Annotated in this window: 10 protein-coding genes; 3 read left to right on the top strand and 7 right to left on the bottom strand. The window is 57.4% G+C overall.

All coding sequences use genetic code 11. From position 1 onward, the window contains the following. Window positions 1–1096 precede the first annotated feature (1096 nt). Window positions 1097–1861 (top strand): DUF3299 domain-containing protein, encoded by a 765-nt coding sequence (locus AC2FID_RS22265; RefSeq protein WP_496838764.1) that lies wholly within the window; start codon window positions 1097–1099, stop codon window positions 1859–1861. A gap of 674 nt (window positions 1862–2535) precedes the next feature. Here AC2FID_RS22265 and gph read toward each other — a convergent pair. Further along, on the bottom strand, window positions 2536–3195 hold the full coding sequence (gph, locus tag AC2FID_RS22260; RefSeq protein WP_496838762.1) for a phosphoglycolate phosphatase: 660 nt from the start codon (window positions 3193–3195) through the stop codon (window positions 2536–2538). Window positions 3196–3420: 225 nt separating this feature from the next. Between gph and hemP the strand changes: the two genes are divergently transcribed. Both hemP and AC2FID_RS22250 read left to right on the top strand, forming a co-directional pair. Continuing rightward, window positions 3421–3588 carry a hemin uptake protein HemP gene (hemP, locus tag AC2FID_RS22255; RefSeq protein WP_081894606.1) on the top strand — a complete coding sequence of 56 codons (168 nt, stop codon included), beginning with the start codon at window positions 3421–3423 and terminating at the stop codon, window positions 3586–3588. Continuing rightward, window positions 3585–4061 (top strand): hypothetical protein, encoded by a 477-nt coding sequence (locus AC2FID_RS22250; RefSeq protein ID WP_109312371.1) that lies wholly within the window; start codon window positions 3585–3587, stop codon window positions 4059–4061. The genes hemP and AC2FID_RS22250 overlap by 4 nt, the downstream gene beginning before the upstream one ends. Window positions 4062–4112: 51 nt before the next feature. Here AC2FID_RS22250 and AC2FID_RS22245 read toward each other — a convergent pair whose 3' ends face one another. The 6 genes from AC2FID_RS22245 to AC2FID_RS22220 form a co-directional block, all read right to left on the bottom strand. Next, entirely contained in the window at window positions 4113–7178 is a 3066-nt protein-coding gene (locus AC2FID_RS22245) for an aminotransferase class III-fold pyridoxal phosphate-dependent enzyme (protein WP_496838760.1), read from the bottom strand. A gap of 15 nt (window positions 7179–7193) precedes the next feature. Then, window positions 7194–8066: an NAD(P)-dependent oxidoreductase gene (locus AC2FID_RS22240; protein WP_282171002.1), complete on the bottom strand. Its 873-nt coding sequence runs from the start codon at window positions 8064–8066 to the stop codon at window positions 7194–7196. Window positions 8067–8163: 97 nt separating this feature from the next. Then, entirely contained in the window at window positions 8164–8553 is a 390-nt protein-coding gene (gene cueR, locus AC2FID_RS22235) for a Cu(I)-responsive transcriptional regulator (protein ID WP_282171001.1), read from the bottom strand. Further along, the gene (locus AC2FID_RS22230; RefSeq protein ID WP_496838757.1) at window positions 8550–11030 is read right to left on the bottom strand and encodes a heavy metal translocating P-type ATPase; all 2481 of its coding nucleotides are present in this window, start codon (window positions 11028–11030) and stop codon (window positions 8550–8552) included. The genes cueR and AC2FID_RS22230 overlap by 4 nt, the downstream gene beginning before the upstream one ends. A 103-nt stretch (window positions 11031–11133) precedes the next feature. Then, window positions 11134–11295, bottom strand: coding sequence for a hypothetical protein (locus AC2FID_RS22225; RefSeq protein WP_472722960.1), 162 nt, complete (start codon window positions 11293–11295; stop codon window positions 11134–11136). A 42-nt stretch (window positions 11296–11337) separates the two neighbouring features. Next, the gene (locus AC2FID_RS22220) at window positions 11338–11958 is read right to left on the bottom strand and encodes a pyridoxamine 5'-phosphate oxidase family protein (protein ID WP_058275310.1); all 621 of its coding nucleotides are present in this window, start codon (window positions 11956–11958) and stop codon (window positions 11338–11340) included. Window positions 11959–11965: the final 7 nt, after the last annotated feature.

The following is an 11965-nucleotide window of genomic DNA, read 5'->3' as shown; positions in this document are numbered from 1 at the left end:
TTTCGTCGTTCTGGGACGCCCCTAACGCCAGCAATCCCAAAAGTTCCCCAACCAACTCAATCGCATACTTCCATTCTGTAAGCGTTGCATCTGACCTCCTAAATGAGCACCTCATCAGCCAACAACTAGAAGTCTATGATGTCTCCAAAAGGATACAGGCATCATGAATTCTCAAGCTTTAGGTGAGCTCGCAAATGACCAGAAAGTCAAAAACGTCTTCCACGCCTACTGTTACTCAATTCCCGTTGGGAAAGACGGCCGTCGTCTGTGGACCCGAAGGTTCAAAGATTAAATGGGGCAAAAAATGAAGTCGGGACGTTTATCTGTTGGCGAAGTTGCAAAGACATGTGGTTTCAAACATGAGACCGCCTTCAGGTGGAAAAAAACGTCCGAGAAAAAGGTTTCGGGTCCTCATTCAACACTAGAATCCAAATCTCAGCAGCCCTTTGAGGAGATTAAAGTCAGCTCACGTGAGCAAGCTGCCACAGCCGAGTCAGAAAACAACATTTTCAAGCGCAGTGGCTGCGAGGTCCTATTTCCCGCCAGTTATAGGGGGCGAGATTTCAGTAAGAGCTTTCGAGAATTCATACCATGAGGCCCCTTCTATCAAGGTAAGAAGTTCAAGGGCATGTCAATTGGGGAGCTCGTATGCATTTCGTACGGTTCTCGCGAGATCGCCTGCATCGTCTAAGGTGAATACTTGGATGAAAAAAATTACGAAGTTGGAAGCAACGAGAAGCTGTTCACGCGAAGGCCAAAGCTCCGACCATTCGGGTGCTATGAGGAAGATGAATTTGAAGACGGACTAAAGTACCTACCCAAGATCGATGATATTGCTCGCTTTTGTCCTAGCAGTAAGTCGGCAGCATCTTTGAAAGCATATCTCCTGATGGCTAAGCCATTGGTAAACTCTTGAAGGAAGACTTTCCGGTTTCCCTTCCCTGGTAAAAGGTCTTCAACTCGCATCTGGATTTCTCCGGCAATTCCGGGGCGGAAAACTATCCGCTAGATCATGAAAGACGGTGTCATCTACAAAAACACGTTGGAGTGAATTATAGTGGATGCATCGAATTGGGCGATGTGACGGAATCTGTAAATGAGAACTTTGTATGGGATTGCTACTGTGGTTGCGCTGGCCCTGACCAGTCCTACCGCAATTGCGGCTCCGGGCATTGCGCTTGATTGGTCAGATCTGCCTGAACCGTCGGTTCAAGTCTATGAAGACCCATACCGGGACCTCAGTCCGGAACAATTTGACGACGTTCTTTTCGTGGTTCGAATGCGCAGCAGGCTGCAGCAGGATGTTGGAACCGCAGTGGAACGGCACGAATGGCAGAAGCTTCTGACCGAGACTGAAGACGCCCTGGTAGACAGTGGAGTTAATGTCGACTGGTTGTTGGATCAGCGGCAGGTCGTAACCGAGCGACGCAAAATGGCTGCGACCGCGGGCAATCAGAAATTCGATGGTCAGACGGTCACATTGGCCGGGTTTGCAATTCCGGTACCGGCAGATGCGGATGGCCGGCCCGTGGTCTATCTGGTGTCGGAACGGGGTATGTGCAGCCACATGCCTCCGCCGCCGCCCAACCAGATGATCCGGGTGCGTTTGAACGGGGACTGGACCCCCAGCTATTTCCACGAGCCAGTGCGGTTGACCGGAACACTGACCATTGATCCGACGGATCAAAGTATGATGGTTGTGGATGGGTTGATGCCCATGCGCGCAACCTTTCAATTGGATGCCGATAACGCCGAGACATTGGAAATCCGTGGTGACCGCCTAGAATGGACCCAAAGCGTTGCCGATCGCCTTCGCGCCGCAGGCAATCGCAAGACCGGGGGCGTTAAGACGTCCGAATGACACGGCTGTCGCTTTGTCACCCTTGTGCCCTCTGTTTACGCAGGCGGCGCTTTGGTTCAGGGGCTGTCCGGACCTTCATCCGTTGAGGCCGCGTTGGATTCCGGTGAAGGCCTGACGAATCCGTAGTACCGCTTGCACTTTCCACGCACTGACATCCCGTGATGGTTTCGTTGGAAGGATAGTTTGATCGGGTACGGGTTTTGGGTCAGTTTCGACGATTTGCCATTGGGGCAATCCACGAATGCCGATTTGGGAACTGATGATGCGGCCAGCAGATCACACCGCCTTTTCAGTCCTCGAAAACCCATTGCTGAATCCGGCGCAATCCAGCGTCACCTTGATCGGTCTGCGAGCGCAGACCGCTTTCTGTTGAAGGTGGGGCTTGGAATAGGGTTTTGCCCCTCAGATGGATGATTCTTAGGGTCAGCCGTGTGTCAAAACGTGTATTTTCGGTTTTTGGTATTTCTAGTCATAAAAATTATATAAATTTCAATTAGTTAAACCCGTCTACGGGAAACCCCCAATTCCGGAAGCCAGGTCGATTCGTTAATGTTAAATCATCCAAAGAGTTACTGCGGACAATACCACTTTTCCCCGATGAGGGGCTGGCTACTTACCCCCTCGGCCGGCCCCTCAACCGCCTTCCCAAGTCCCCCTGCCAGCAAATTTTTCCCCTATCCCTGCAATGCCTCCAGGACGAGTGCGGGTAGTTTACGCGTGTCATCGTAGCTCAACCTGTGTGGGATCTCTTCCACCGGAGTTTTTCGGTAGCCTTCCGAAAACAAAAGAAAGGGCACGTTTGCACAACGCGCAGTTTCGGCATCCACTTCGCTGTCTCCGACATAGAGCCGGGGTCCAGCGTTCGCGACCGCGTTGAAACTTGCCTCAAGGTGCGCGGGGTCTGGTTTGCGAACAGGCAGTGTATCGCCGCCAAACACTGTATCGAAGTGATGTGCCAGATCCAGTGCGTCCAGGATATGACGTGCGGGGGCCTCAGGTTTGTTCGTGCATACGCCCAGAACGCAGCCCATTTCGCGCAGTTGCGTCAGAGCTTGCGGGACGCCTGGGTAAGGGATCGTTTTGTCGCTGGAGGCGGCAGAGTAATGGGCGAGTGTGAGTTTGGTCAATTCGCTATGCTGCTCGATCGGCAGGTCGTGATGGCGGATCATGCGTTCGACCAGTTTTGGCAGGCCGTTGCCGACAAATTGTTTGATCGTGCTTTCCGACAACGGGGCGATGCCGATATCCAGTAATGTCCGGTTGGCGGCCGCTGCAATGTCCGGAAGGCTGTCGATCAGCGTTCCATCCAGGTCGAACATGATTGTTGCGGTCATCGGTTTCCCCGTCGGTTAATGCGCGTGAGCCAGACCTAACCTGCATGAAATCCTTGCGCAATCACCCCACATTCGCGGTTTCCATCGAATAGGGTTGACATACCTGACTAAATTAATCAGATTAACGGAAAGACCCCCTCAGCCAACCCAGTTCGGGTCAGCCATATTGTTGAAAGCGCGAACAAATTAAGGCCCTTCGCCCGAGAACCTACTGGAGTTGTCCTGATGAATGTGCAGACCCCGAATCCCAGCCAGTCCTATGCGGTGTCCATGCTTCCGGCACATAAGGCCGAAGATCTGACCAAGGGTGGCAACCTGGCCCATATCGAACTGGGCGATCAACTATATACCTTGCGTATCACGCGCGCCGGCAAGTTGATCCTGACAAAATGAGCACAAATTCCTCGCGCGGTGGCGCTGCGGTTGGGCGTCTGTCCGACCTCAGCCCAATCGAAGCCGGTGCTGTGATGTATCTGCGATTGTGGAGCGAAAGTCCCGAGGCCCGTTCGGATGCTGCAAGCGATTTCGAGATCGCTCTTGGTCTGGATCAGGGGCGGGCTGCAATGATGACGCTGGATCGTTTGTGCGGGCTGTGTGCCCATCACGGCCGTCGCCCGTTGGTGCGGCATGGTCTTGGCTGTTCCTGCCTTGGTGCAGATGAAAACTGTTTCGCCCAGATGATTGCTGCCGCCTCGGAAGGAGCGCGTGAAGACGCGATGATGATGGCAACGCTGATCGTTCGACCAGACTTTGCCCCGGCACTGGCGTCACTGTCCGAAGAGATGGGTATGGTGCTGCGTCGGATGACTGCGTCAGTACCCTTGCCGACAACCGGGCACAAAACCCCCTCGGCCGTGCTGCATTAAGCGGCAGGCGGCTTCAAAACCCCGACTCTGGCGAGCCGGGGTTTTGTTGTTTCAGCAGCACCCGCAGCCCGCGTGATGATGATCATGATCGCAAGTCGGGGCAGGGGCAAAGTCACCGACTTCGGACAAAACCTCGCGCAGGGTCCAAAGGATCATGTCGACGTCTTCCGCCTCGATGGTTAAAGGAGGGCGGACTTTCAGGATGTTGTCCTTGGGTCCTTCGCTGCCGATCAGGATACGGTGATCGCGCATCCGGTTCTTGACGTAACTGCAGATTTCGGTGCCCTCGGATCCGTCTGGATTGATCAGCTCCACACCAAGAAACAAGCCCATGCCGCGCACGTCACCGACACAGGTGAAATCAGCCTCGATCTGTCGGAGCCCATCCATCAGCTGCCCACCCATGACACGTGCGTTGTCCTGAAGGCCTTCGTCATCGACGATGTCCAGCACCTCTTTGCCGATCCGGCAGGACAAGGTTGAACCGCCAAAAGTCGAAAAGAACTCGATCCCGTTGTTGAAACTGTCGGCGATGGCTTTGGTCGTGACCAGTACGCCCAACGGATGCCCGTTTCCCATGGGTTTGCCCATGACAACGATATCCGGCAACGCACCCTGGTGTTCAAAGCCGAAATAGTAGTCACCAAGGCGACCGAGACCCGTCTGTACCTCATCAGCGATACAAACCCCGCCGGCCGCGCGGATTTTTTCGTAGACGGCTGGCAGATACCCTTTGGGTGGGATGATCTGGCCGCCAACCGAAGGGAAGGTCTCGGCGATGAAGCCGGCCAACCCTTGGCCTTTATTCTGTAGCGCGGCAATAGCCGGATCCACAAGATCGGCGAATTTCTGTGCCCGGTCAGGATCGTCGCGCTTGAATGAGCCCCGGTAGTCGTCTGCAACCTCGACCAGTTCGACCCAATCGGCCTGACCAATCCCGCCCGGTTTGTTGAACTTGTAGGCAGAGATCGCCACCGCCGCATTCGTATTGCCGTGGTACCCGTGGTCAGGCGTTACGATGCCTTTGGCCCCGGTATGCGCGCGCGCCAGACGCAAGGCTAGCTCGTTGGCCTCGGTGCCCGAGTTGACGAAAAAGCACACCTCGAAATGATCCGGTAGCTTGGACAGGATTTTGTCAGCAAAGGCTGTTTGCGCCGGGTGCAGGTAGCGAGTGTTCGAATTCATCCGCTTCAACTGATCCGCCGCCACCGATTGAATGCGCGGATGCGCGTGGCCCACATGGGGGACGTTGTTATAGGCGTCCAGATAGGGGCGCCCCCATTCGTCGAACAGATGATGCTTCCAGCCGCGGACCAGCATGACCGGATCATCATAGGTCAGGCTAAGGTTTCCACCGAAATGGTCATGCCGCCCTTGCAGGATCGCTTGTTTGTCGGTTGGGCGATAGAACACTTTGTCGTCCGGCAGGTTCAACAGCGCCGCCGGGTTCGGGCAAACGGCGTGCCACAACTCCATTTCATCAGGATCGCCGACACCGGGCCAGTCGTTCTGCATCCCGTCAGTTGTCAGGGCCAGTTGGAAATGCACATGCGGGGCCCAGCCGCCATTCTGCGTGGCGTCCCCCAGCCGTGCAAAGGCCGCACCCTGCGCGACCGGATCGCCCGGTTTCAGCCGGTCACAGACCTCGGGGTCGAGATGACCGTAGAGCGTATAGAACGGATCACCCTCGGGTGTTTCATGGTGCAGGATCACTACGCCGCCATAATCCAGATGCATACCGCGGTTTTCGACTGCCTCGACCCGGCCACTCATCGGTGCATGCAAAACAGTTCCGGCAGAGGCGAATACGTCTACGGCCAAATGCACCGTTCGCCTGTCAGAGGCCTTCCACGGTCCTTTGCGGAACGCCGGCTCGGCATAGATCAGGCGCGGTTCGTTGTAGTAACCCAGCCAAAGGCCTTCTCCGAACTCTTCGCCCACGCGCGCGGCTTCGTCTAGCGGCATGTGGAACGGGTTCTGGGGCCAGGTCGAATTTTCAACCGACAGAGATCCCATCGGAATATCGCTCAGGTCCTGCTCGAACATCTGCGCGAATTGTCCGCGATGCTCGGACAGATAGGCGTGGATGCGTTCGGCCCCGTCGGTCACCGGCAACCCGCAGGCCGCGCGCAGCCGGGCGGACATCAAGCCGCCATTCATCGTATCGTTCTCTAGGAAGCGCCACGCAGGGGCCTGACTGATAGTTACATAAGGATCGTCCGGATTGTCCGCGGCCATCAAGGTCGAGTTCACCACGGACACGGCCAGCCGCATCCGCAGCAGCGGCCAGATCAGATCGACCTCGTCAGCACGCAGGCGATTGGCGGCGTGATAACCACGCACCAACGCCGTCAATGCCCGCTCGGGTTTTGGGTGGTCCAGAACGATATACGCCCCGGCAATTGCCAGATCGCAGATACGCGGTGCGGCGCACATATCACCAAGATCGATCAAGCCAGAGACGGTTTGCCGCTGACCCAGTTCACCGTCGACCAATATGTTGTAGTCGTTGGCATCATTGTGGATGGCTTGTTTTGACAATCCAGCCAGAGGGTCCGAGATTGCATCGAATTCAACGCAAATCTCTGACAATATCGCCTGCCGCGCAGGGTCGGCAATGGCCTTCAGCTTGTCCGAAATCCAGCCCGCTTGTGTCAGGTCCCATTTGAAATCCGCGCGGTGCAGCCCGTCATGGGTAAACCGTTCCAGTGCCCGGTCGGTTGCCCCCAGAACGCGGCCCAGTTTCAGGATCAGTTCCTCGGATTTAGGCGCAGCCTTTGCATAGCAATGGCCGGGCAGGCATTCGAGCAACCAAACCAGTCGGGGCTGCCCATCCTGATCAGGGATTTCCGGGAGCAGCGTACCGTTGATATCCGGAAAAACACTGGGAAAGGGCAGTCCCGGTGCCTCGGCGGCAACGTGTTTCAGCGCCTTGATCTGCAGGTCAATGAACTCTGCCTCGCAACCCGCGCGCATGACTTTCAGCACGTAGTCCTGACCATTGGTGGCCCTGACCAGAAAGTTGAGGTCATATTCGCCGTCCAGCCGGTTCAGTTTGGCCTCAAGCCCCCAATGGATGCGCAGGGCGTGGGCCCAGAATTCGATCAACTCGGTCATCAGTGCGACGGTCCTTCAATCCAGCGCGCGCAGGCGTTTGATCAGCGAGGATGTGTCCCAGCGTCCGCCGCCCAGTTTCTGAACGTCCTTGTAAAACTGATCGACCAGAGCGGTCACAGGCAGCGAAGCCCCTGTTTCATTGGCCGTATCCAGACAGATGCCAAGATCCTTACGCATCCAGTCCACCGCAAACCCATGTTCGAAATGGTCATCCAGCATCGTCTCATATCGGTTTGCCATCTGCCAACTGCCCGCCGCGCCCTGACTGATAACTTCAACAACTGCGCGGCCATCAAGGCCCGCCTTCTCGGCAAAGTGCAGCGCTTCGCTGAGGCCCTGCACCAGACCGGCAATAGCGATCTGGTTGCACATCTTGGTCATCTGACCTGCACCGCTGTCGCCGATACGACGGCAAATCTTGGAATAGACCTGCATAATCGGTTCAGCCGCGTCATACGCCGCCTGATCCCCACCGCACATAATCGACAGAACCGCGTTTTCTGCCCCTGCCTGACCGCCCGAGATCGGAGCGTCCACAAAAGCGATGCCTTTTGTTTGCCCAGCTTCGTACAACTCGCGTGTCACACTGGCCGAAACAGTGGTGTGATCAACAAAGGTCGCCCCATTGGACATGCCGCTGAATGCGCCGTTTTCACCGGTGCAAACCATCCGTAGGTCGTCGTCATTACCGACACAGGCCATGACGAAATCTGCACCCTGCGCGGCCTCTCGGGGCGTCGTCGCCATGGCACCACCATGTTGGGCGACCCAAGCTTCGGCCTTATTGGCGGTGCGGTTGTAAACGGTCACCTCATGACCTGCGGCCTGCAAGTGACCGGCCATGGGGTATCCCATGACGCCCAGACCCAGAAACGCGACTTTTGCCATTTGGAGATCCTCTCTGCTGTCCGGTACCCGTTTCTTTCACCGGGCCGGATTGTTTAGCAGAGACAAAGCAAAGCTGCGTCCAAAGGGCAACCCCGCGTCACGCTTTGCCACCCAAATCCTGCAGGATTGGGCAATCGGGTCTGTCGTCCCCTGCGCAAGCGTCGATCAGATGGCTCAGAGTGTCCCGCATGGCGTTCAGGTCAGCGATCTTGGCTTCGATCTGAGCCATATGCGCGCGGGCCACCTTTTTGACATCGGCGCTGGCACGGGTTTCGTCCTCGTACAATGCCATCAGCGTCCGGCAATCCTCGATCGTGAATCCCAAGGCGCGGGCGCGGCCCAGAAAATTCAGTTTGTGCACGTCCTGACTGCGAAACCTGCGGTATCCGTTGTTATCGCGCAGGGGCTTTACCAGGCCGATTTCTTCGTAATACCGGATCGTTTTGGCGGGTAGGCCGGTCTGGTTTGAAACATCGCCGATATTCATGAGGTCACCGTTTGCGCTGAATGGCCTAGCGGGGTGTCAGGCAAGCTGGCCCGGACGCGTCGCAAACGCAGCGCATTCGAGACCACGAAAACACTGGACAATGCCATGGCCCCAGCGGCGAGCGCTGGGGACAGCAGATGGCCGCCAAAGGGGTAAAGAACGCCAGCGGCAACCGGAATAAGCAAGATGTTATAGCCGAACGCCCAACCCAGGTTCTGCTTGATGTTGCGCATGGTTCTGCGGCTGATCTCGACCGCGTTTGCGACGCCGCGCAGATCGCCCGACATCAGCACGACATCCGCAGTTTCAATCGCTACGTCTGTGCCGGTTCCGATGGCGATGCCGATATCCGCCGAAGCCAGTGCCGGGGCATCGTTGATGCCATCCCCGACAAAGGCCAGTGCACCAAACGTGTCGCGCAGCGCATTGATCGCGGCAAGCTTACCATCGGGCAGTACCTCGGCCGTGACATGATCTATGCCCAGCTTGTCCGCCAGAGCCTGCGCCGTCCGGGCGTTGTCGCCTGTCACCATCGCCAAGGTTAGCCCCATTTCGTGCAACCGCCCTAGCGCCTGCACAGTGCCGGGCTTGATCGGGTCCGCGACCGCAAGCATTGCAGCGGCCTGACCGTCGATCGCTATAAACAAAGGGGTTGCGCCTTCTTCGGCGCGCTGGTTGGCCTCGGCCATCAGGTCCGTGACGGTTATGTCGTTCTGCTCCATCAATCTGGCCGAACCGATCAGCAACTTATGCCCCTCGACCACAGCCCGAACTCCCAGCCCTGTGAGAGACTCAAATTCTGATACCTTGGGCAATTCAGATGGTCCGGCACGAGTGATGGCAGTGGCAACGGGATGCTCTGACCTTGCCTCGACGGCGGCGGCCAAACGCAGAACACTGTCGCGGTCAAAGCCGTTTGCAGTCGTAACACTCTCCAGTTCCGGCCGGCCCAACGTGAGTGTTCCGGTCTTGTCCAGTGCGACCACCTTGGCTTGCTGCAACTGCTGCAACGCATCGCCTTTGCGGAACAGCACACCCAATTCTGCCGCGCGGCCGGTGCCGACCATGATTGAGGTTGGTGTCGCAAGGCCCATGGCGCAGGGGCAGGCGATAATCAGAACTGAGACACCGGCGACCAGCGCCAATGGCAATGCCGGTTCCGGGCCGACGAACATCCAAATGGCGATCGTCAGCAGCGCAACAGCCATTACAACGGGCACAAATCGCGCAGTAATCCGGTCGACCAGCCCTTGGATCGGCAGCTTCGCCCCCTGCGCCTGTTCGACCATGTGGATCACCTGCGCCAGCACGGTGTCGGCACCAACGCGCGTCGCGCGCACCCGCAGCGCTCCGGTACCATTCACCGTACCGCCAACGACCTGATCCGATGGCGACTTGCCCACCGGCACCGGTTCGCCCGTGATCATGCTTTCATCCACATAAGAGGTGCCGTCCAGAACCTCGGCATCCACGGGAACCCGTTCGCCCGGGTGGATCTGCAAGGTATCGCCTACTGTTATGTCAGCGATGGGGCGATCAATGAAATTTCCGTCCTGTTCGACCCGTGCCGTTTTGGGCTGCAGCCCAACCAGCTTGCGGATCGCGGCCCCGGTCCGACCTTTGGCCCGCGCTTCCATGACCCGGCCCAGCAGTATGAGAACCACGATGACAGAGGCGGCCTCGAAATACACATTGGCGCTACCCTGCGGCAGGATCTGCGGGGCGAAGGTTGCGGTGACGGAAAACAAATAGGCGGCCCCCGTTCCTAAGGCGACCAGCGCGTTCATATCGGGCGATCCGCGCATCAGTGACGGAATACCCTTGGCGTAGAACACGCGCCCGGGGCCAATCAGAATGGCCGAGGTCAGTGCGAACTGGATGAGGTGGCTGGTTTGCGTGCCGATTGTGGCCTGGACCCAATGGTGGAAGGCCGGGATCATATGCCCGCCCATTTCCAGAATGAATACTGGCAGAGCCAATACCGCTGCGAAGATCGTTGTGCGGGTCAGCGCATGCGCTTCGTCGGATTTCGTGTGGTTTGTTTGGTCAGCCGTCATGCTGTCTGCCACGCGCGCAGGGTATCCCGCTGCCTCAGACAAACTGGCCAGCTTTTGCGGGTCGGTGGCCCCGTCGATAAACGTGACCACAGCGGTTTCGGTCGCAAGATTGACTTGTGCGTCGACGACCGCAGGATCAGCGGTCAGCGCTTTTTCGATCTTTGCCACGCACGAGGCGCAGGTCATCCCGCCAATTTTCAGGGTCGTCTGCTTGCTGGCCGCCGGGTAACCGGCGTTGCCAAGGGCGTCAGTCAGTGCGTTGATCGGCCCGGTATGTGTGACCTGCGCCGTTTCGGTCGCAAAGTTGACCGAGGCGTCGGTCACTTCTGGCACCGATTGCAATGCGGCTTCTACACGCCCCACGCAGGACGCGCAGGACATGCCCGAGATTTTAAGTTGTGTTGTTTGCGGCGTAGCCATGCGACTCGTCCCGATGTGTTATCTGCCCTCCAAATGGGGGTTCCAGTCACGGGAAGGTCAAGAGGTATCGCGGATTTTCTTTTTTTCAACCCGCGCGTTGGCGTCACCTGTTCGCAAACATTTCTAGCAAGAGAGAGTTGTAGGTATCCGGCGGCGGCGATCTGACGGCCTCGGGGGAGGCAAAGAACGCAAGCGACACTGCGGCCGTGGTCAGCGCGATGCCTACAAGAATGAAACCGGCCATATTCAATGAAGATCGCGACATGGGCAAAGTCCTGGTTCGAGAGGTTCGTCCGGCGCTGTTGGGTCAGGACTGTTTTGCCAGCTCTTGCTTCAACCTGTCGTTTTCGGCCTGAAGTTGCGCCAATTGCTGCCCTAGAGAGTTCAGATGTGGACGAAGCTCGGCCTCGGTAAAGCGGGGCGTGATGTGGCGCGGGCAGTTCCAGTCCAGCGCTTCGACCCGGATGATGACGGCGCGTTCAGCCGGGGCATCGGCACCGTCAGGATATAGGCTGGTCGTGGCATCTTCGCCCTCGGTGAACGCGACCCGGCCAAGGATTTTCAGGCGCCGCCGATTGGCGTAATCCATCAGGATCATTGCAACCCGGTCATTTCCGTCCAGGTTACCGCGCGAGATGTACTGCTTGTTGCCCGAAAAGTCGGCATAACCGATTGTCTGCGGTCCCAGAACTTTGAGAAACCCGGTCGGTCCGCCACGGTATTGCACATATGGCCAACCCGTTTCGGACACGGTGGACTGATAGAACCCGTCCCGCGCTTCGATAAAGGCCTTTTCAGGCTCGCCGATTTCGTGGCCTTGCTGCGGGCCACTTTCGATGAATTTGGCATAGGTCTTGGCAGACCCCATCCGTTCCTGATGGGCGCGGACGGCAGGGGTGAAGGTCAGTTCGGAAAAGGCGCGAGGCATGAGATGT

It is taken from the genome of Ruegeria sp. CDSC068 (assembly GCF_059610545.1).
The sequence above is the reverse complement of the archived record's forward strand: the minus strand, read 5'-3'. Positions and strand labels throughout refer to the sequence as shown.

Excerpts from the sequence above, each read along its gene's own strand:
- AC2FID_RS22265 (WP_496838764.1), top strand. The coding sequence starts at position 1,097 with ATGAGAACTTTGTATGGGATTGCTACTGTGGTTGCGCTGGCCCTGACC.
- cueR (WP_282171001.1), bottom strand. The coding sequence starts at position 8,553 with ATGAATATCGGCGATGTTTCAAACCAGACCGGCCTACCCGCCAAAACG.
- AC2FID_RS22225 (WP_472722960.1), bottom strand. The coding sequence starts at position 11,295 with ATGTCGCGATCTTCATTGAATATGGCCGGTTTCATTCTTGTAGGCATC.
- AC2FID_RS22250 (WP_109312371.1), top strand. The coding sequence starts at position 3,585 with ATGAGCACAAATTCCTCGCGCGGTGGCGCTGCGGTTGGGCGTCTGTCC.
- gph (WP_496838762.1), bottom strand. The coding sequence starts at position 3,195 with ATGACCGCAACAATCATGTTCGACCTGGATGGAACGCTGATCGACAGC.
- AC2FID_RS22245 (WP_496838760.1), bottom strand. The coding sequence starts at position 7,178 with ATGACCGAGTTGATCGAATTCTGGGCCCACGCCCTGCGCATCCATTGG.
- AC2FID_RS22240 (WP_282171002.1), bottom strand. The coding sequence starts at position 8,066 with ATGGCAAAAGTCGCGTTTCTGGGTCTGGGCGTCATGGGATACCCCATG.
- AC2FID_RS22220 (WP_058275310.1), bottom strand. The coding sequence starts at position 11,958 with ATGCCTCGCGCCTTTTCCGAACTGACCTTCACCCCTGCCGTCCGCGCC.
- AC2FID_RS22230 (WP_496838757.1), bottom strand. The coding sequence starts at position 11,030 with ATGGCTACGCCGCAAACAACACAACTTAAAATCTCGGGCATGTCCTGC.
- hemP (WP_081894606.1), top strand. The coding sequence starts at position 3,421 with ATGAATGTGCAGACCCCGAATCCCAGCCAGTCCTATGCGGTGTCCATG.